This is a genomic window from Pseudomonas sp. LBUM1653 (genome assembly GCF_059716115.1).
This window is the reverse complement of sequence record NZ_CP166803.1, coordinates 233,618-252,147: the sequence shown is the minus strand read 5'-3', so window position 1 is coordinate 252,147 and position 18,530 is coordinate 233,618. Positions and strand designations below refer to the sequence as shown.

Genomic DNA, 18,530 nt, shown 5'->3' with positions numbered 1-18,530 from the left:
GTGGCCCTGATGAATCATTCGTTGCTGCTGCCACGAAACTTGAACAGATCCCGCCGCTGTTTCTTGCTCGGCTTGCCATCGGTACTCACACCCAAGGCACCTGCCTTGCGCTCGGCCGCTGCGTTTTCCCGCTTGGCGAAGCTGGCTTCGGTTTCGGCATACAGCGTCTGTGCTTCGGGCGCGCCACGTCGAACAATCGAGAGCGCCTGGACCACTACCGTGCGTTCCTCGAAACCGGTGCGTATCACGAATTCATCGCCAATGCGCGGCTCCTTGCCCGGTTTGCAGCGCTCTCCCCGGCAATGCACCTTGCCGCTTTCGATCGCCGCCTTGGCCAAGGCACGGGTTTTGTAAAAGCGCGCCGCCCACAACCATTTATCGAGGCGGACCTTGTCGTCCTCTTCGTTTTTTTGTGCCATGGGATTTCCTCGTTCTGAAATATTGGTGAACTGTACTACCGTTTCAGTCGTACCAAGAATTACGCCGTCCCGGATTACAATGCAGACATTCCAGAACCTCTCCGTGGGGCTGGAAATCCGGGCCGTAGATATCTGTCGCCTTTTAACCATTATTCTGCGTGAATACCGCGAATTCGGCCGCTTGCGGCCAGAGCGGTTTCTACCGGTTGAGCAATTTTGAAGACATTTGACCATTTGACCGTTGTCGGTCTGCGCGAGTGGGTGGCGCTCCCGGATTTGGGAGTCGCCGGCCTTCGGGCAAAAATCGACACCGGTGCCAGCACCTCCAGCCTGCACGCCACCGACATCGAGACTTTCGACCGCGACGGCGCGCAGTGGGTGCGCTTCACCGCGCACCTGGGCACGGTGGTGCAGTTACGTCACCGCCGCTGCGAAGCACCGCTGGTGACGAGAAAAACCATTAAAAGCTCCAACGGTCATGCGCAGGTGCGATACGTGATCAGCACCACCCTGGCCCTCGGCGATCGGGTCTGGCGGGTCGAGTTCACGCTCGCCTGCCGCAAATCCATGCGTTATCGCCTGCTACTCGGTTCCAAAGCCCTGATTGACGGCCAGTTGGTAGTCAATCCGGGAATCAAATATGTACAAGACAAGCCGGTGTTCCCGGTATCTACCTCCTCCACAGGTGTTGCATGAAGATCGCTGTGCTTTCGCGGAACCCGCGTCTGTATTCCACCCGTCGCCTGGTCGAAGCCGGTACCGAACGCGGCCATGAAATGGTGGTGGTCGACACCCTGCGCGCCTATATGAACATCGCCAGCCACAAGCCGCAGATCCACTATCGCGGCAAACCGCTGGAGGGTTTCGATGCAGTGATCCCGCGGATCGGTGCGTCGGTCACGTTTTATGGCTGCGCGGTGTTGCGCCAGTTCGAAATGATGGGTGTGTTTCCTCTCAACGAATCGGTGGCCATCGCCCGCTCGCGGGACAAACTACGATCGCTGCAATTGCTCTCTCGGCGCGGTATCGGCTTGCCGGTCACCGGTTTTGCTCACTCCCCCGACGACATTCCCGACCTGATTGCAATGGTCAACGGCGCGCCGCTGGTGATCAAGGTGCTGGAAGGCACCCAGGGCATCGGCGTGGTGTTGTGCGAAACCGCCACGGCGGCAGAGTCGGTGATCGAGGCATTCATGGGCCTCAAGCAGAACATCATGGTTCAGGAGTACATCAAGGAGGCTGGCGGTGCCGACATTCGCTGCTTCGTGGTCGGTGACAAAGTCATTGCAGCCATGAAGCGCCAGGCCAAACCCGGGGAGTTTCGCTCCAACCTGCATCGCGGTGGCAGCGCCAGCCTGATCAAGATCACCCCGGAAGAACGCATGACGGCATTGCGCGCGGCGAAGGTCATGGGGTTGGCCGTGGCAGGGGTGGATATCCTGCGTTCCAATCACGGGCCGCTAGTGATGGAAGTGAACTCGTCGCCGGGACTGGAAGGGATCGAGACCACCACCAGCAAGAACGTGGCGGGGATCATCATCGAGCACCTGGAGAAGAATGGCGGGCCGAACATGACGCGGACCAAAGGCAAGGGATAAAGCAAAAGATCGCAGCCTGCGGCAGCTCCTACATGGGAATGCGTACCCTGTAGGAGCTGCCGCAGGCTGCGATCTTTTCAGCGGTTAAACCGCATCCCGCGGCAGCATCAATCCAAGTGGCAACCGCACCCGAGCCTCAAGTCCACCGCCCGAACGGTTGCGCAATTCAACATTCCCGCCATGCATCGAAGCAATCCGCTTCACGATCGCCAGACCTAGCCCAGTGCCTTTGCCGCCCCGGGCCCGATCACCCCGAGTAAATGGATTGAAGATCGCTTCCAGCTCCGATGGATCTATCCCGGCGCCACGGTCCATGACACTCAGGACGACATAAGGCGCACTGGTATCTCCGGACACATACGCCGCCACCTCAACCCCACTGCCCGCGTGATTCAACGCGTTGCCAATCAGATTGTTCAACAGCCGCTTCATCGACACCCGGCGCAACGGGAATGGTTGAATCGGCTCAAGACGCAAGCGCACCTTTTCTTCGTTCTGGTTGTACGGCGCGGCGACTTCGCGGACGAGATCGCTCAGGTCCACCTCCTCCACCGACTCGTCACGACCATCGCGAATGAACGCCAGGAACTGATCGAGAATGGCGTCCATGTCCTCGATATCGCGCACCATGGCGTCCGTCAGGTCGTTATGATCGCCCATCAGCTCCAGCGACAGGCGCAACCGGGTCAGCGGCGTGCGCAGGTCATGGGAAACCCCGGCCAGCATCAGTTCGCGCTCGCGGCCGGCCTGCTCGACGTCTTCGGCCATCTGGTTGAACGCGCGATAGACCTCGGTCATTTCACTGGGTGTATCACTGATCGGCAAGCGCACGCTGCGCCCCTGGCCGAGTTGCCGCGCGGCATACACCAGGCGTTTGAGGGGCTGGTTGAGCTGGCTGACGAAGATCCACGCCGAGGCAGTGGACAGCAGGCCGATGGCGAGAAACCAGCCGAGCACATTCCAGATTTTCTGGCCGCGCAACGGGTGCGGATACAGCGGCACTTTCAGCCAGCCATCGCCCAGGCTAGGCGCCCGGACCCACAGCGCCGGTGGCGAGTGCATGCGCAAGCGCACCTCGGTATCGGCCCCCAGTTCGGCTTGCATCTGCCGTTGATAGATCTCGCTGTAGGGCCAGTGATGTTCACCCTCAGGCACACCGGCGCCTACTACCCGAATCAGGGTTGCAGCATCGGCGATCTTTTCGCGATTGTTTTCATCGGCCGCCCAGTAGGCGCGCAGCGTCAGGGCGACGCCATGGCTGTACTGGCGGTCCACCAGTACGTCTTCGTTCATCAGCAGATAAACCAGGGTCAGCGCCTTGGAAAACAGGACAACGATCAGCACCAGCCAAAGGGTGCGAGAGAAGAAACTTTGGGGGAACCAAACCGGGGTTTTCATGGGTAACCGTTAAACACGTGCAGGAGCGAGCGATGCTCGCACATTGCCGGTCGCGAGTCTGCGGGCAAGGCCATCTTGCCCGTAGCCCGCACAAACCCGCGCCTACAGATCGCCGATCACTTGGTGGCGGCGCCATCCGGAACAAATACGTAGCCCACACCCCAGACAGTCTGGATGTAACGCGGCTTGGACGGATCGGGCTCGATCATCCGGCGCAGACGGGAAATCTGCACGTCGATGGAGCGCTCCAGGGCATCCCACTCACGGCCACGGGCCAGGTTCATCAACTTGTCTCGGGTCAATGGCTGACGGGCGTTCATCACCAACGCCTTGAGCACCGCGAACTCGCCGGTGGTGAGCATGTGCACTTCTTCGCCACGCTTGAGTTCGCGGGTGGCCAGGGACAGCTCGTAGTCACCGAAGGTCACGCTTTCGTCTTCGCTGCCTGGTGCGCCAGGCACCGGAGCCGACTGACGACGCAGGACGGCTTTTACGCGGGCCATCAGCTCGTCCGGGTTGAACGGCTTGGCCAGGTAATCGTCGGCGCCCAGTTCCAGGCCCTTGATGCGGCTCAGCTCATCGCCCTTGGCGGTCAGCATGATGATCGGGATTTGATTGTTCGCGCCGCGCAGGCGGCGGCAGGCGGTCAAGCCGTCTTCACCGGGCAGCATCAGGTCGAGGACGACCAGGTTGAACACTTCTCGCGCCAGCAGGCGGTCCATTTGTTCAGTGTTCGGTACGGCGCGGGCACGGTAGCCCTTGCTGACGAAAAAACGTTCCAGCAGGCTGCTGAGGCCCGGATCGTCGTCAACAATAAGAATTTTTTCGCCTTCAGCATTGTTTGCAGTGCTGCTCATTGGATGCTCCTTTGATCTCGGCGCGCATTATGGCGTAGCTGCCGTTATACGCACCGTGTGCATTGTTAGCAGATTTTTCTTTTATCGCCAGAAATCCGGGGATTATGCCTACAACTTGCGATGCCCCCGAAGGGCGCAACGCTGGTTATAATGCGCGGCCTTTTGTGTCAGGCAACGTCTGATCGTTACGCTGGTTGGCCACTTTTTATTTTCATGGCGCCGGCAGTAATTGTTCGATTTCACGGGTCAACGGGATACCTTTGATCCAGGTAGCGGCGCAGGCCAGGCCGCTCAACCAGACTCGCCAAGGCCTCATCGTTGCGCCTGCGAGCCTGCTTTCACAATTTGTCAGGTGGTTTTATGGACAGCATCAACAGCCGCATCGCCGAAGAACTCGGCGTACGCCCACAACAGGTCGAAGCGGCCGTCGCGCTACTCGATGAAGGTTCTACCGTTCCCTTTATCGCCCGTTACCGGAAAGAAGTGACCGGCAGCCTCGATGACATTCAATTGCGTCATCTGGAAGAGCGTCTGCGCTACCTGCGAGAACTCGACGAACGGCGCATCAGCATCCTTGTCAGCATCCAGGAGCAAGGCAAGCTGACCCCGCAACTCGAGCGCGACATCAAGCTCGCCGACACCAAGACCCGCCTCGAAGACTTGTACCTGCCGTACAAGCAGAAGCGCCGCACCAAGGGCCAGATCGCCCTGGAAGCTGGCCTCGGCGAATTGGCTGACGGTCTGTTCAACGACCCGACCCTGAGCCCGGAAACCGAAGCCGCCCGCTTCATCGACGCCGAAAAAGGCGTGGCCGATGTGAAGGCCGCCCTCGAAGGCGCCAAGTACATTCTCATGGAGCGCTTCGCTGAAGACGCCGGTCTCCTGGACAAGCTGCGCAGCTACCTGAAGCAGGAAGCCACCCTCAGTGCCCGCGTGATTGCCGGCAAGGAAGAGGAAGGCGCCAAGTTCCGCGACTACTTCGAACACGACGAACCGCTCAAAAGCATGCCGTCGCACCGCGCGCTGGCGATTTTCCGTGGCCGCAACGAAGGCATTCTCAGCTCCGCGCTGAAGGTCGGCGATGAACTGCCGGGCACCATGCACCCGTGCGAGGGCATGATCGGCCAGCAATTCGGTATCCAGAACCAGAACCGCGCTGCCGATAAATGGCTGGGCGAAGTGGTGCGCTGGACCTGGAAGGTCAAGCTCTACACCCACCTGGAAACCGATCTGCTGGGTGAGCTGCGCGACGGCGCGGAAACCGAGGCGATCAACGTGTTCGCCCACAACCTGCACGACCTGCTGCTGTCAGCCCCGGCCGGCCCACGCGCGACCCTGGGCCTCGACCCGGGCCTGCGTACCGGCTGCAAGGTTGCGGTGGTCGATTCCACCGGCAAGCTGCTGGACCACGCCACGGTTTACCCGCACGTGCCGCATAACAAGTGGGACCAGACCATCGCGATTCTCGCCGCCCTGTGCGCCAAGCACTCGGTGGACCTGATCGCCATCGGTAACGGCACCGCCAGCCGTGAAACCGACAAGCTGGCCGCCGAACTGATCAAAAAATACCCAGCCATGAAAATGACCAAGGTCATGGTGTCCGAGGCCGGCGCATCGGTTTACTCGGCCTCGGAACTGGCGTCCAAGGAATTCCCGGACCTCGACGTATCGATCCGTGGCGCGGTGTCTATCGCTCGTCGCTTGCAGGATCCGCTGGCTGAGCTTGTGAAGATCGATCCGAAATCCATCGGCGTCGGCCAGTACCAGCATGACGTGTCGCAGCTGAAACTGGCACGCGGCCTGGACGCTGTGGTTGAAGACTGCGTAAACGCCGTCGGCGTGGACGTGAACACTGCCTCTGTGGCGCTGCTGGCCCGCATCTCCGGCCTCAACGCGACCCTGGCGCAGAATATCGTCAGCCACCGCGACGAACACGGTGCGTTCAAGACTCGCGCTGCGCTGAAGAAAGTCGCGCGTCTGGGTGAGAAAACCTTCGAGCAGGCGGCTGGTTTCCTGCGCGTGATGAACGGCGAAAATCCTCTGGATTCGTCTGCGGTTCACCCGGAAGCCTATCCATTGGTACAGCGGATCGCCGCTGAAACCGACCGCGACATTCGCTCGCTGATCGGCGATGCAAGCTTCCTCAAACGCCTCGATCCGAAGAAATACACCGATGAAACCTTCGGCTTGCCGACGGTCACCGACATTCTGCAAGAACTTGAAAAGCCTGGCCGCGACCCGCGTCCCGAGTTCAAGACCGCCGAGTTCCAGGAGGGCGTGGAAGACCTCAAGGATCTGCAGCTGGGCATGATTCTCGAAGGCGTAGTGACCAACGTGACCAACTTCGGTGCATTCGTCGATATCGGCGTGCATCAGGACGGTTTGGTGCACATCTCCGCACTTTCGGAGAAGTTCATCAAGGATCCACGGGAAGCGGTCAAGGCCGGTGACGTGGTGAAAGTGAAGGTCATGGAAGTTGACATCCCGCGTAAACGCGTGGGCCTGTCGATGCGCATGAGCGACACCCCTGGCGAGAAAATCGACGGCGCTCGTGGTGCGCGTCCGGGTTCGGCTCCACGCCAATCCCAGAACACCGCACCGCGCAAGGAAACCACGGCCGCAGCGCCGAGCAACAACGCCATGGCGTCGCTGTTCGCCAACGCCAAACAGCTGAAGAAGCGCTGATGGACATCCCTGCCGGATACACCGAAAGCGCATTTTTCAAGCTGCTGGGCTGCCGTTTGCACAGCGTGGAAACCGGGGTGGCGCAAGTCGCCCTGGCGCTTGAGCCACAACTGCGTAATCGCGCCAACAAGCTGCACGGCGGGGCCTTGTTCAGCCTGGTGGACATTGCCATGGGTCTGGCCTGTTCCAGCACCCACGGCTTTGACCAGCAGAGCGCGACCATCGAGTGCAAGATCAACTACATCCGCGCCGTCGCTGACGGTGAAGTGATGTGCACGGCCCGGGTGATCCATCCGGGTCGCCGCACGCTGGTGGTCGAAGCCGATGTGATGCAAGGCGACAAACTGGTCGCTAAAGCACAAGGCACGTTCGCTGTCCTGTAGCTAGAAGTCATCGATTTGAGTTAATTTCGGCGTTGTGATTACAGCGCCGGAGTTTCCTGTGGGAGCGAGCCTGCTCGCGAAGGCGGTGTATCAGGCGACTTCAATGTCGACTGACACTCCCTCTTCGCGAGCAGGCTCGCTCCCACAGGGGATTGCGACGATCAGTACGTGCACGGCTCCAAAACCAGGCGAAAACGCCAGTTTTAACTTCACCCTTGTAGACCGTCTTGCCCACCCCCATATTGGGGCGACTGACGCGTGAAGGAATCCAACTTGAGCGAACTTCTCAACCGCCGCCTGGCTCTGCTCGGCGAGCGCGCTAACCTCTCTCTGCTCGAACAGTGCCTTCACGGCATCGAACGTGAATGCCTGCGCGTGACCGATGAAGGTCGCCTGGCGCAAACGCCGCACCCGGAAGAATTGGGTTCCGCGCTGACCAACGAACAGATCACCACCGACTATTCCGAGTCGCTGCTGGAGTTCATCACCCCGGCCCTGCCCGACCCGGCCGATACGCTGGCGAGCCTGGACAGCATTCACCGTTTTGCCTACAGCAAGCTCGGCAACGAGTACCTGTGGAGCCCCTCGATGCCGTGCCCGTTGCCGGCCGAGGAAGATATCCCGATCGCCTACTACGGCACGTCCAATATCGGTCAGCTCAAGTACGTCTACCGCAAGGGCCTGGCCCTGCGCTACGGCAAGACCATGCAGTGCATCGCCGGCATTCACTACAACTTTTCCCTGCCGGAAAAGCTCTGGCCGCTGCTCAAGCAGGCCGAAGGCTTTGTCGGCACCGACCGCGACTATCAGTCGTCGGCCTACATCGCGCTGATCCGTAACTTCCGCCGCTACAGCTGGCTGCTGATGTACCTGTTCGGCGCGTCTCCAGCGCTGGACGCCGGGTTCCTGCGCGGTCGTTCGCACCAGTTGGAACAGCTCGACCCGGACACCCTCTATTTGCCGTACGCCACCAGCCTGCGCATGAGTGACCTGGGTTACCAGAGCAACGCCCAGGCAGGCCTGACACCGTGCTACAACGACCTGAACAGCTACACCGATAGCCTGCGCAAAGCGGTGGCGACACCCTATGCACCGTATGTCGAAGTCGGCACCCACCAGGACGGTGAGTGGGTTCAGCTCAACACCAACATCCTGCAGATCGAAAACGAGTACTACTCCAACATCCGCCCGAAACGCGTGACCTACACCGGCGAACGGCCGATTCAGGCGTTGGTGGCCCGCGGCATCCAGTACGTCGAAGTGCGTTGTCTAGACATCAACCCGTTCCTGCCGATGGGCATCGACCTCACCGAGTCGCGCTTCCTCGACGCCTTCCTCCTGTACTGCGCGCTGAACGACAGCCCGTTGCTGACCAACACCAGCTGCTCGAATGCGACCTCCAACTTCCTCAGCGTGGTCAAGGAAGGTCGTCGTCCGGGCCTGCAATTGCAGCGCGACGGGCAACCGGTCGATCTGAAAGAATGGGCTGGCCAATTGTTGGAGCAGATTGCCCCGTTGGCGGCGCTGCTTGATCAGAGCCATGGCGGCGATGCCCATAGCAAAGCGCTGGACGCTCAGATGGCCAAGGTCCAGAACCCTTCCCTGACGCCATCGGCCCAGGTACTGGCGGCAATGGCCGAGCACAAGGAAAGCTTTGCTCAATTCTCCCTGCGTCAGAGCCGGGTACACGCGGAGTTTTTCCGCAGCGAACCGTTGCCGGCAGAGCAACAGGCCAGGTTTGAAGAGCTCGCGCGTTCGTCGCTGGCTCAGCAAGCCACGCTTGAGCAGAACGAAGTCGGTGATTTCGATGTGTTTGTAGGTTCGTATCAGGCGAGCATTCTGGCGATCAGCAACTAACTTCCAGAAGGTCCTTCGGACCTTTTCGCGAGCAGGCTCGCTCCCACAGGATTTACGCAGTCCCTGTGGGAGCGAGCCTGCTCGCGAAAGCCGCGCAACGGTCCGGCTTAGAATTTTCCGCTCATAAGCTAATTCGAAAAAGTTATTTATTTACTGATTCTTAGATCATTTAGTCTCCTCTCACGCTGCCCTCGGCCGCCTGACAAGGAGCTTCTCGATGAAACTGAATTTCTCTCTTCGCCTGCTGGCAGCCGCTTCCTTGGCTGCGGCGAGTTTGTTTGCCCAGGCGGCCGACGTGACTGTCGCTTACCAGACCACCGTAGACCCGGCGAAAGTCGCCCAGGCCGACGGCGCGTATGAAAAAGCTACCAAGGCCGACATCAACTGGCGCAAATTCGATAACGGTGCCGACATCATCGCCGCCATCGCCTCGGGTGACGTGCAGATCGGCTACCTCGGTTCCAGCCCGCTGACAGCTGCAATCACCCGCAAAGTACCGGTGGAAACCTTTCTGATCGCCACCCAGATCGGCGCTGCCGAAGCCCTGGTGGCCCGCGACGGTTCCGGAATCAAGACTCCCCAAGACCTGATCGGCAAGAAAATCGCCGTACCTTTCGTTTCCACCGGCCACTACAGCCTGCTCGCCGCGCTTAAGCACTGGAACATCGACCCGTCGAAAGTCACCGTGCTCAACCTGGCTCCGCCAGCGATCATTGCCGCATGGAAACGCGGTGACATCGACGCCACCTACGTGTGGGATCCAGCCCTCGGTGTGGCCAAGGAAAACGGCAAAGTGCTGATTACCTCCGGCGAACTGGCCAAGTTCGGTGCGCCCACCTTCGACGCCTGGATCGTGCGCAAGGACTTTGCCGAGAAGCACCCGGAAATCGTCACCGCGTTTGCCAAAGTCACCCTGGATGCCTACGCCGATTACCGCAAAGACCCACAAGCCTGGCTCGCCAATCAAAGCAACGTCGACAAGCTGGTAAAACTGTCCGGCGCCAAGGCCAGCGACATTCCACTGCTGCTGCAAGGCAACGTCTATCCACTGGCAGCCGATCAAGTGATTACGCTGGGCGCACCGACGACCAAGGCCATCACCGACACCGCTGTGTTCCTCAAGGAACAAGGCAAGGTTGACGCGGTGCTGCCGGATTACGCGCCGTACGTCAGCGCCAAGTTCATCACGGATTGATCGGGAGTTAATGGCGATGGCTTTGTTACAGCTGGAGCGCATCAGCGCACAGTACCCCGGCAGCCCTACACCTGTGCTGGCGGATATTTCCCTGACCCTGGGGCCCCAGCAGTTGCTGGTCGCCCTCGGCCCGTCCGGCAGCGGCAAGACCTCGCTGTTGAACCTGATTGCCGGTTTCGTCGAGCCCAGCGCCGGGCGCATTACCCTCGACGGCGTGCCGGTTAAAGGTCCGAGCGCCGAACGCGGCGTGGTGTTCCAGGACGACGCCCTGCTGCCCTGGCAGGACGTGTTGGCCAACGTCGGCTTCGGCCTGGAACTGGCCGGCATTGCTCGAGACAAACGCGAAATCCGCGCACGGGAAATGCTCGCGCTGGTGGACCTTTCCGGTTTTGAAAGCCGCCGGATCTGGCAACTCTCCGGCGGCCAAAAACAGCGTGTCGGCCTGGCCCGCGCGCTCGCTGCCGATCCGCGCGTGCTGCTGATGGACGAACCCTTCGGCGCCCTCGACGCCTTCACCCGCGAACAGATGCAAGAGCTGCTCCTGCAAGTCTGGCGGCGCACCGCCAAACCGGTGTTCCTGATCACCCACGACATTGAAGAAGCGGTATTTCTTGCCACGGATCTGATTTTGCTGGCACCGAATCCGGGGCAGATCGTCGAGCGTCTGCACCTGGATTTTGGTCAGCGTTATGCCGCGGGTGAGTCGGCACGGTCGATCAAGTCCGATCCGAGCTTTATCGAAACCCGCGAACACGTGCTCGCCAAAGTGTTCTCCCAACGCAGCGCCGCCCAGCGGCAGGAGCGCGCATGAGCAGCTACGAAATTCCCGCCGCAGCGGTCAAACCAGGTTCTAAGGTCATTACGCTGCGCCGCAGCTTGAGCACTCGCTGGATCAGCGTGTTGACGCTGTTCGCGCTGGTTGCCATTTGGTGGGCGGTCACTGCCACCGGCATGATCGAACCGTTGTTTCTACCGCCTCCGTCCGCCGTACTGCAAAAGGGTTGGCTGCTGGTGACCACGGGCTATATGGATTCAACCTTGTGGCAGCACTTGGGCGCGAGCCTCAGTCGAATCGGTCTGGGCCTCGGCTTCGCGGTGCTGACCGCCGTGCCGGTGGGCATCGCCATCGGTGCCAACCGTATTGCCCGTGGCGTGCTGGATCCGTTGATCGAATTCTATCGCCCTATTCCACCGCTGGCTTACCTGCCGCTGATCGTGATCTGGTGCGGTATCGGTGAGTTGTCGAAAGTGCTGCTGATCTACCTGGCCATTTTCGCCCCGATTGCCATCGCCACCGCCACGGGCGTGCGAACCGTCGACCCGGCCAAATTGCGCGCCGCGCAGTCACTGGGTGCCACCCGCGCACAATTGATCCGCCATGTGATTCTGCCGAGCGCCTTGCCGGACATTTTGACGGGCGTGCGCATTGGCCTGGGCGTGGGTTGGTCGACGCTGGTGGCCGCCGAACTGATCGCCGCCACCAGCGGCCTGGGTTTCATGGTGCAGTCGGCTGCGCAGTTCCTGGTCACCGATGTAGTGGTGCTGGGGATTCTGGTGATCGCGCTGATTGCCTTCACCATGGAGATGGGCCTGCGTGCCCTGCAACGCAAACTGGTGCCATGGCACGGCCAGGCTCACTGACAAATTCAGAACTGACTACGCCGACATTTCGGCGCCCCCGGATTGAAGAGAACCACCATGAGCAACCTGACCATCGTCCCTCTAAGCTCGGCTCTCGGCGCACAGATCAGCGGCGTCGATGTCAGCCAGCCGCTGAACCTGGAGCAACGCGACACCATCGAGCAAGCGCTGCTCAAGCACCAGGTGCTGTTCTTCCGAGACCAGCCGATCACCCCGCAGCAGCAGGCGCGATTCGCTGCCAATTTCGGTGACCTGCACATCCACCCGATCTATCCGAACGTGCCGGAACAACCGGAGGTGCTGATCCTCGACACCGCCGTCACCGACGTGCGTGACAACGCGATCTGGCACACCGACGTGACCTTCCTGCCGACCCCGGCCATGGGCGCGGTGCTCAGCGCCAAGCTGCTGCCGGAGTTTGGCGGCGATACCCTGTGGGCCAGCGGCATCGCGGCGTATGAAGCCTTGTCGGCGCCAATGAAAAGCCTGCTCGAAGGGTTGACCGCCACCCACGACTTCACCCGTTCGTTTCCGCTGGAGCGCTATGGCAACACGCCAGAAGCGCTGGCCCAATGGGAAGAGACACGGCGCAAGAATCCGCCGCTGTCACACCCGGTGATCCGGACGCACCCGGTGAGCGGACGTCGCTCACTGTTCGTCAACGAAGGCTTCACCTCGAAGATCAACGAGCTGGCGGAAACCGAGAGCGAGGCGATCCTGAAATTTCTGTTCGCCCATACGACCCGGCCGGAATTCACCATTCGCTGGCGCTGGCAGAAAGATGACATCGCCTTCTGGGACAACCGCGTGACTCAGCATTACGCGGTGGATGATTACCGCCCGGCGCGGCGGGTGATGCAGCGGGCGACGGTGTTGGGGGATGCGCCGTTCTTCCGCTGATCCGCCAGTTTTTGTAGTGATTTTGATGGCCCCTTCGCGAGCAGGCTCGCTCCCACATTAGATTGCGAACTCATGTGGGAGCGAGCCTGCTCGCGAATGCGGTGTGACGGACGCGAGAAGAACCTGGCGCCGAATGCTTACTCCGCCGTTGAAGGCTTCTCCCAAAGGTTAATCCCACCCTCCTGAGCAAAACGGTCAATCTCCGCCAGTTCCTCTGCACTGAAGCTCAAATTCTTCAACGCCCCGACGTTCTCGATGATCTGCTCCGGCCGGCTCGCACCGATCAGCGCCGAGGTCACCCGTGGATCGCGCAGAGTCCAGGCCAGCGCCAGTTGCGCCAGGCTTTGACCGCGACGCTTGGCGATTTCATTGAGCGCGCGCACTTGGGCGATGTTGGCCTCGGACAAGTGCGACGCCTGCAACGAAGCACCGCCCGGACGGTTGACTCGCGCATCCGCCGGCACGCCGTTGAGATACTTGTCCGTCAGCAGCCCCTGAGCCAGCGGCGTGAACGCAATCACACCCGTACCGAGTTCGTCGGTGGTGTCCAGCAGGTCCTTTTCCACCCAGCGATTGAGTAGGTTGTAGGCCGGTTGGTGAATCAACAACGGGACTTTCCACTCTTTGAGCAACGCCGCCATTTCACGGGTTTTCACCCCGGAATAAGACGAGATACCGATGTACAACGCCTTGCCCTGCTGTACGGCGGTAGCCAAGGCGCTGGCGGTTTCTTCCAGTGGGGTGTCCGGGTCGAAACGGTGCGAGTAGAAGATGTCCACATAGTCGAGACCCAGGCGTTGCAGGCTCTGGTCAAGGCTGGCGAGTACGTACTTGCGCGAACCGCCGCCCTGACCATAAGGACCGGGCCACATATCCCAACCGGCCTTGCTGGAGATGATCAACTCGTCGCGGTACTGCTTGAAGTCTTCACGCAGCAAACGGCCGAAATTGATCTCGGCGCTGCCGTATGGCGGGCCGTAGTTGTTGGCCAGGTCGAAATGGTTGATCCCAAGGTCGAACGCCGTGCGCAACAACGCACGCTGAGTGTTGATCGGCGTGCTGTCGCCGAAGTTGTGCCACAGGCCCAGGGACAGCGCCGGCAGCACCAGCCCGCTGCGGCCCACGCGGCGGTAAGGGATGGAGTCGTAGCGGTTTTCGGCAGCGGTGTAAGTCATCGAATCCTCTCTTGTCTGTCTTGAATCTGGTATCGACTGCTTCGCCAGTCGCCCAGCATACGCCCAGACAAACGCCAGAAAACCCCGGACTCGAATATTTGCTGAAACGTTTCACAGATAATCGTTCCCACGCTCTGCGTGGGAATGCCTCAACGGACGCTCTGCGTTCGGCCCTTCATCCGGCATCCGCAAACACCTCCCCCAACCAATCCACAAATACCCGAACCCGTGGCGACATGTGGCGATTGTGCGGATACAGCACTGACACCGGCATCGACGGCGGTGGGGTATCGGTGAGGATTTCCTTCACCAGCCCCTGGGCGATCTGCGTTTCCATGCGATAGTGCGGGCACTGGATCAGGCCTAATCCGGCAATCGCCGAGGCGGCGTAGATTTGCGCGCCAAACACCGAAACGGCGCCATCGATGGGCACTTCCTTGAGCTCGCCATCGACCATGAATTCGAATGGAAACAATTTGGCCGTCGTGCGCGAGACGTAGTTCACCGCGCGATGTTGTTTCAAGTCGTCGAGGCTTGCCGGTTCTCCATATTTGCGCAGATAGGCCGGGCTGGCGCAGGTGATCTGGCGCAGGTTCGCAACACGTTTGCCAATCAGCGTGGAATCGCCAAGAGTGCCGGCGCGCAGCACGCAATCGACGCCTTCGGTGATGAGATCAACGTGGCGGTCGGCCTCGCTGATGGACAGTTCGATGTCCGGGTAACGAGCCATGAATTGCGGCAAGGCCGGGATTACGAAATGTTTGGCCAAGGTACCGTGCAAATCGACTCGCAGCCGCCCTTTTGGCGCCACCCCGCGAAACGCCAGTTCGGCCTCTTCCAGCTCCGCCAGCAATTGCACACAACGCAGGTAATACGCCTCGCCATCCAGCGTCGCACGCACCTTACGGGTACTGCGCTCCAGTAAACGCGTGCCGAGCCAGGCTTCGAATTGATTCAGCGTGTGGGTCAGCGTTGCACGCGGCAGGTTCAGGTCATCCGCCGCCAGGGTGAAGCTGCTGCGCTCGTAGATGCGCACGAACACCTTCATCGCTTTGACTTGATCCACGCTGCACTCCCACGCTCGATTGTTGGCGATTATTGAACAGTCAAGGCAACTCTGGTGCATTTATTGGCCTGAGTAAACATGTGAAATTGGCTCCACACCCAATCAACAGGAACATTGCCATGACCACTCAAACTTCCAGGGTTGCTCTCGTGACCGGCGCCTCCCGCGGCATCGGCGCGGTCATTGCCAGGCAACTGGCCTGCGAAGGTTTCGCCGTAGTCATCAACTACGCCAACAGCGCCAGCGAAGCATCAAGACTGGTTGTAGAGTTGCGTCAGGCGGGTCATCAAGCCATAGCGATCAAGGCGGACGTGGCCAGTGCCGACGACGTGCGCCGGATGTTCGATGAGACCGAAACACAACTCGGCAAGGTGGATGTACTCGTGAACAACGCCGGTATCCTCAAGGTCATGCCGCTGGCGCAACACAGCGACGAACTGTTCGAACAGAACTTCAACATCCACGCTCGCGGCACCTTCAACATCCTGCGCGAAGCCGCCACACGTCTGAACAGCGGGGGACGGATCATCAACTTCTCCAGCAGTACCGTGGGCCTGAACCTGCCGGGCTATGCGGTGTACATTGCCAGCAAGGCAGCGGTCGAATCGTTGACCCAGGTGTTCGCCAAGGAAATGCGCGGACGCAATATAACGGTCAACGCCGTGGCGCCTGGCCCGGTGGCAACCGATTTGTTCCTGCATGGCAAGAGCGAAGAGCAGATCCAGAATTTCGCCAAAATGGCGCCGCTGGAGCGCCTCGGGCAACCAGAAGATATTTCCCGTGTGGTGTCGTTTTTGGTCGGGCCGGATTCTGCGTGGGTCAATGGGCAGATTCTGCGGGTGAATGGCGGGCTGGTTTAACTATGCTCGGTGTATTGGGGTGAATCAGTAATGCCAGCACACACCTGAAGGGAGGCACCCACCATGCACACCACCATCATCATCACTTTCGGCCTGATCCTGCTCGCTTTGATGCTGTACATCGGCGAAAAAATCGGCTTCCCCCGCCAGGTTCTTGCCTACAGCTTTATCGTGCTGTGGCTGGCGCTGACGCTGATCAATGGCGCGGTGGGCATGGTGCATGCAGGCCAGCCACTGGGCACGGAGCTTGTGGTTGGCAGCGCCGTGTTCGGTATCCCGGTGGCGGCGCTGGTGTTATTCATGGTGTTGACCACCGAGACCTGAAGACCCGCTCAACGCACCAGGTGCAGGAACTGCATGTGCCGCTCGTACTGATCAAGGATGTCATTGATGATCTGTTCCTTGGTGTATCCCACCAGATCGTAGTTCTGACTGCCCTCGCTCAAATGTACTTCGGCTCGGTAATAGCGACGATTATTGAGCTCCTTGGAGCCCATGCCACCCCGGGCAAATGACGGCGTAAAGTAGCCGCGCATTTGTACCTGATAGATGAACGGGTGTTCGTCGCCGTGACCGATTTCGAGGCTGACGCTGTCATTGACCGGCTCCGGGTGAGTCACGACGCTCAGGCCCTTTTCGATAAACACCGCCGACACCTCTTCGATGGCGGGGCGCACCGTTGAATCCAGGAAGCGATAGACCTCGTCCCGCGACGGGAAATGCACCGCCTGGCTCAAGCGCTGACGCCAGCCACCGCGCCGCGAGCCGGACACCGGCGCCAGGGAATGCATCTGCGCAATCTGCTTCTGCGATTCCAGATAAAACGCTTTGTGCAGCCCCCACATCATCAACAGCAAAATCATCGAGAACGGCAGCGAAGTCAGGACCACGGCGGACTTCAACGCATCGATGCTGCCGGAAAACAGCAGTGCGCTGGTCACCAGCGCGGTCATCGCGCCCCAGAACACCCGCAACCATTTCGGCCCGTCTTCATCGGGGTTGCCACCCTTGGCGGACAGCGTCGACAACACCACGGTGCCGGAATCGGCGGAGGTGACGAAGAACACGAAGCTGATAAACACCGTGACCGCGATCACGGTCTTGCTCCATGGGTAGGTTTCCAGCAGCAGGTAGAGGGTCATCGACGGGTTGTCGATGGCCGACATGCCCAGCGCCGACATTCCGTGGTTGAGCACTTGGTCGATGGCGCTGTTGCCGAAGATCGACATCCACGCCAGGGTGAAACCCAGCGGAATCAGCAGCACGCCGAAGACAAACTCGCGGATGGTGCGGCCACGGGAAATCCGCGCAATGAACAGGCCAACGAACGGCGACCAGGCGATCCACCAGGCCCAGTAGAACACCGTCCAGCCACCCAGCCAGTCGCTGGGTTTGTCGTAGGCGTAGAGGTCAAAACTCTTCATCGGCAAGGCGCCAAGGTAGTCGCCAACGTTCTGGATCAGGGTATTGAGCAAGTGTTGGGTGGGCCCGGCGAACAACACGAACAGCAGCAGCGCACAGGCCAGCAGCATGTTGATGTCGGACATCACCCGCACGCCCTTGTCGACGCCGGACACCGCCACGATGATCGCCGCGCCCATCATCAGCGTGATCAGCCCGACCTGAATCCATTGGGTGTGAGCAATGCCGAACAGGTAGTCCAGACCCGAGTTGAGGTGCAACACGCCAAAGCCCATGTCGGCGCCGAGGCCGAAGACCGTGGCGATGATGCCGAAGCCGTCCACCGCGTAACCTATGGGGCCGTTGATACGTTTGCCGATCAGCGGGTACAGCGCCGAGCGCAGGGCCAGCGGCAGGTTATGCCGGTAGGCGAAGTAGGCCAGCGCCATGCCGACAAAGGCGAACACGCCCCAGCCATGCAGGCCCCAGTGCAGAAACAGAATCTGCATTGCCTGCCGCGCCGCATCCGCCGTGCCCGCCTCGCCCTGAGGCGGTTGCAGCATATGGGTCAGGGGCTCGGACACGCAGAAGAAAAACAGCGTAATGCTGATCCCGGCGGCGAACAGCATGCCGGCCCAGGACAGATAACTGAATTCGGGCTCGTCGTGGTCGGCACCGAGTTTGATCTTGCCGTAGCCCGATAACGCGGTGACCACCACGAAGACCAGATACAAGGTCATCGCCAGCATGTAGTACCAGCCAACCGTGTTGGCCGCCCAGTTTTGCGCCGCCAGCAACCAGGCACCGGCCTGTTCGGGCATGGCCATGACCACGACACCGAACAACAGAATGAAAGTCGCCGCGAAGTAAAATACCGGCGGATTCATGCGGACCAGGCCGCTTGGGGGAATGGACGATGCACTCATTGACGGTGCACCTCGAGGGGGTAAAACGTGGCTGTAGAAATCGGACTCAGCAAAGGCAAGCCTCCTGTTGTGAGCGGGCAGCGAACCACCGGTTTAACTTGAATGAACGTTCAAGTTAAACATGAATAGGGTGCTAAGGACTAATCGCAGGGCTCGGCGGTCGTGCTCG

General features: G+C 60.3%; 17 protein-coding genes. 11 read left to right on the top strand and 6 right to left on the bottom strand.

The features are described from left to right. Window positions 1–14: 14 nt before the first annotated feature. The gene (locus ACA054_RS01175; protein WP_497687837.1) at window positions 15–419 is read right to left on the bottom strand and encodes an RNA-binding S4 domain-containing protein; all 405 of its coding nucleotides are present in this window, start codon (window positions 417–419) and stop codon (window positions 15–17) included. A 216-nt stretch (window positions 420–635) separates the two neighbouring features. On the opposite strand from ACA054_RS01175, the gene rimB reads away from it, so the two are divergent. Together rimB and rimK are read left to right on the top strand one after the other, a co-directional pair. After that, entirely contained in the window at window positions 636–1,115 is a 480-nt protein-coding gene (gene rimB / locus ACA054_RS01170; protein WP_497637471.1) for a retropepsin-like aspartic endopeptidase RimB, read from the top strand. Further along, window positions 1,112–2,017 carry a 30S ribosomal protein S6--L-glutamate ligase gene (rimK, locus tag ACA054_RS01165; protein WP_008057588.1) on the top strand — a complete coding sequence of 302 codons (906 nt, stop codon included), beginning with the start codon at window positions 1,112–1,114 and terminating at the stop codon, window positions 2,015–2,017. The genes rimB and rimK overlap by 4 nt, the downstream gene beginning before the upstream one ends. 84 nt (window positions 2,018–2,101) lie before the next feature. On the opposite strand, the gene ACA054_RS01160 is transcribed toward rimK, so the two are convergent. Together ACA054_RS01160 and ompR are read right to left on the bottom strand one after the other, a co-directional pair. Further along, on the bottom strand, window positions 2,102–3,415 hold the full coding sequence (locus ACA054_RS01160) for an ATP-binding protein (RefSeq protein WP_497687836.1): 1,314 nt from the start codon (window positions 3,413–3,415) through the stop codon (window positions 2,102–2,104). 116 nt (window positions 3,416–3,531) lie between these two features. Next, on the bottom strand, window positions 3,532–4,272 hold the full coding sequence (gene ompR / locus ACA054_RS01155) for an osmolarity response regulator transcription factor OmpR (protein ID WP_008057590.1): 741 nt from the start codon (window positions 4,270–4,272) through the stop codon (window positions 3,532–3,534). Between the two features lie 360 nt (window positions 4,273–4,632). Between ompR and ACA054_RS01150 the strand changes: the two genes are divergently transcribed. From ACA054_RS01150 to tauD, 7 genes are all read left to right on the top strand, one after another. Then, window positions 4,633–6,957 (top strand): Tex family protein, encoded by a 2,325-nt coding sequence (locus tag ACA054_RS01150; RefSeq protein WP_497687835.1) that lies wholly within the window; start codon window positions 4,633–4,635, stop codon window positions 6,955–6,957. Continuing rightward, the gene (locus ACA054_RS01145; RefSeq protein WP_497687834.1) at window positions 6,957–7,340 is read left to right on the top strand and encodes a PaaI family thioesterase; all 384 of its coding nucleotides are present in this window, start codon (window positions 6,957–6,959) and stop codon (window positions 7,338–7,340) included. The genes ACA054_RS01150 and ACA054_RS01145 overlap by 1 nt, the downstream gene beginning before the upstream one ends. A 273-nt stretch (window positions 7,341–7,613) precedes the next feature. Beyond that, window positions 7,614–9,197, top strand: a complete 1,584-nt coding sequence (gshA, locus tag ACA054_RS01140) for a glutamate--cysteine ligase (protein WP_497687833.1) — start codon at window positions 7,614–7,616, stop codon at window positions 9,195–9,197. A gap of 217 nt (window positions 9,198–9,414) precedes the next feature. Continuing rightward, window positions 9,415–10,392, top strand: a complete 978-nt coding sequence (gene tauA, locus ACA054_RS01135; protein WP_497687832.1) for a taurine ABC transporter substrate-binding protein — start codon at window positions 9,415–9,417, stop codon at window positions 10,390–10,392. 16 nt (window positions 10,393–10,408) lie between these two features. Continuing rightward, window positions 10,409–11,203: a taurine ABC transporter ATP-binding subunit gene (tauB, locus tag ACA054_RS01130; protein WP_497687831.1), complete on the top strand. Its 795-nt coding sequence runs from the start codon at window positions 10,409–10,411 to the stop codon at window positions 11,201–11,203. Next, on the top strand, window positions 11,200–12,033 hold the full coding sequence (gene tauC / locus ACA054_RS01125; protein ID WP_497687830.1) for a taurine ABC transporter permease TauC: 834 nt from the start codon (window positions 11,200–11,202) through the stop codon (window positions 12,031–12,033). Before tauB ends, tauC begins: the two co-directional genes overlap by 4 nt. Before the next feature lie 57 nt (window positions 12,034–12,090). Next, window positions 12,091–12,933, top strand: a complete 843-nt coding sequence (tauD, locus tag ACA054_RS01120; RefSeq protein ID WP_497687829.1) for a taurine dioxygenase — start codon at window positions 12,091–12,093, stop codon at window positions 12,931–12,933. 137 nt (window positions 12,934–13,070) lie between these two features. On the opposite strand, the gene mgrA is transcribed toward tauD, so the two are convergent. Next, window positions 13,071–14,108: an L-glyceraldehyde 3-phosphate reductase gene (mgrA, locus tag ACA054_RS01115; protein WP_497687828.1), complete on the bottom strand. Its 1,038-nt coding sequence runs from the start codon at window positions 14,106–14,108 to the stop codon at window positions 13,071–13,073. 175 nt (window positions 14,109–14,283) lie between these two features. Continuing rightward, window positions 14,284–15,174, bottom strand: coding sequence for a LysR family transcriptional regulator (locus ACA054_RS01110; RefSeq protein WP_497687827.1), 891 nt, complete (start codon window positions 15,172–15,174; stop codon window positions 14,284–14,286). Between the two features lie 119 nt (window positions 15,175–15,293). Here ACA054_RS01110 and ACA054_RS01105 point away from each other — a divergent pair, with 119 nt between their 5' ends. Continuing rightward, window positions 15,294–16,034, top strand: coding sequence for an SDR family oxidoreductase (locus ACA054_RS01105; RefSeq protein WP_497687826.1), 741 nt, complete (start codon window positions 15,294–15,296; stop codon window positions 16,032–16,034). Window positions 16,035–16,097: 63 nt separating this feature from the next. Further along, window positions 16,098–16,358, top strand: coding sequence for a hypothetical protein (locus ACA054_RS01100; RefSeq protein WP_497687825.1), 261 nt, complete (start codon window positions 16,098–16,100; stop codon window positions 16,356–16,358). A gap of 8 nt (window positions 16,359–16,366) precedes the next feature. Here ACA054_RS01100 and betT read toward each other — a convergent pair whose 3' ends face one another. Beyond that, on the bottom strand, window positions 16,367–18,322 hold the full coding sequence (gene betT / locus ACA054_RS01095; RefSeq protein ID WP_497690223.1) for a choline transporter BetT: 1,956 nt from the start codon (window positions 18,320–18,322) through the stop codon (window positions 16,367–16,369). Window positions 18,323–18,530 lie beyond the last annotated feature (208 nt).

Excerpts from the sequence above, each read along its gene's own strand:
- mgrA (WP_497687828.1), bottom strand. The coding sequence starts at position 14,108 with ATGACTTACACCGCTGCCGAAAACCGCTACGACTCCATCCCTTACCGC.
- betT (WP_497690223.1), bottom strand. The coding sequence starts at position 18,322 with ATGAATCCGCCGGTATTTTACTTCGCGGCGACTTTCATTCTGTTGTTC.
- tauD (WP_497687829.1), top strand. The coding sequence starts at position 12,091 with ATGAGCAACCTGACCATCGTCCCTCTAAGCTCGGCTCTCGGCGCACAG.
- ACA054_RS01100 (WP_497687825.1), top strand. The coding sequence starts at position 16,098 with ATGCACACCACCATCATCATCACTTTCGGCCTGATCCTGCTCGCTTTG.
- tauB (WP_497687831.1), top strand. The coding sequence starts at position 10,409 with ATGGCTTTGTTACAGCTGGAGCGCATCAGCGCACAGTACCCCGGCAGC.
- tauA (WP_497687832.1), top strand. The coding sequence starts at position 9,415 with ATGAAACTGAATTTCTCTCTTCGCCTGCTGGCAGCCGCTTCCTTGGCT.
- ACA054_RS01175 (WP_497687837.1), bottom strand. The coding sequence starts at position 419 with ATGGCACAAAAAAACGAAGAGGACGACAAGGTCCGCCTCGATAAATGG.
- ACA054_RS01160 (WP_497687836.1), bottom strand. The coding sequence starts at position 3,415 with ATGAAAACCCCGGTTTGGTTCCCCCAAAGTTTCTTCTCTCGCACCCTT.
- ACA054_RS01150 (WP_497687835.1), top strand. The coding sequence starts at position 4,633 with ATGGACAGCATCAACAGCCGCATCGCCGAAGAACTCGGCGTACGCCCA.
- tauC (WP_497687830.1), top strand. The coding sequence starts at position 11,200 with ATGAGCAGCTACGAAATTCCCGCCGCAGCGGTCAAACCAGGTTCTAAG.
- ompR (WP_008057590.1), bottom strand. The coding sequence starts at position 4,272 with ATGAGCAGCACTGCAAACAATGCTGAAGGCGAAAAAATTCTTATTGTT.
- ACA054_RS01105 (WP_497687826.1), top strand. The coding sequence starts at position 15,294 with ATGACCACTCAAACTTCCAGGGTTGCTCTCGTGACCGGCGCCTCCCGC.
- ACA054_RS01145 (WP_497687834.1), top strand. The coding sequence starts at position 6,957 with ATGGACATCCCTGCCGGATACACCGAAAGCGCATTTTTCAAGCTGCTG.
- rimK (WP_008057588.1), top strand. The coding sequence starts at position 1,112 with ATGAAGATCGCTGTGCTTTCGCGGAACCCGCGTCTGTATTCCACCCGT.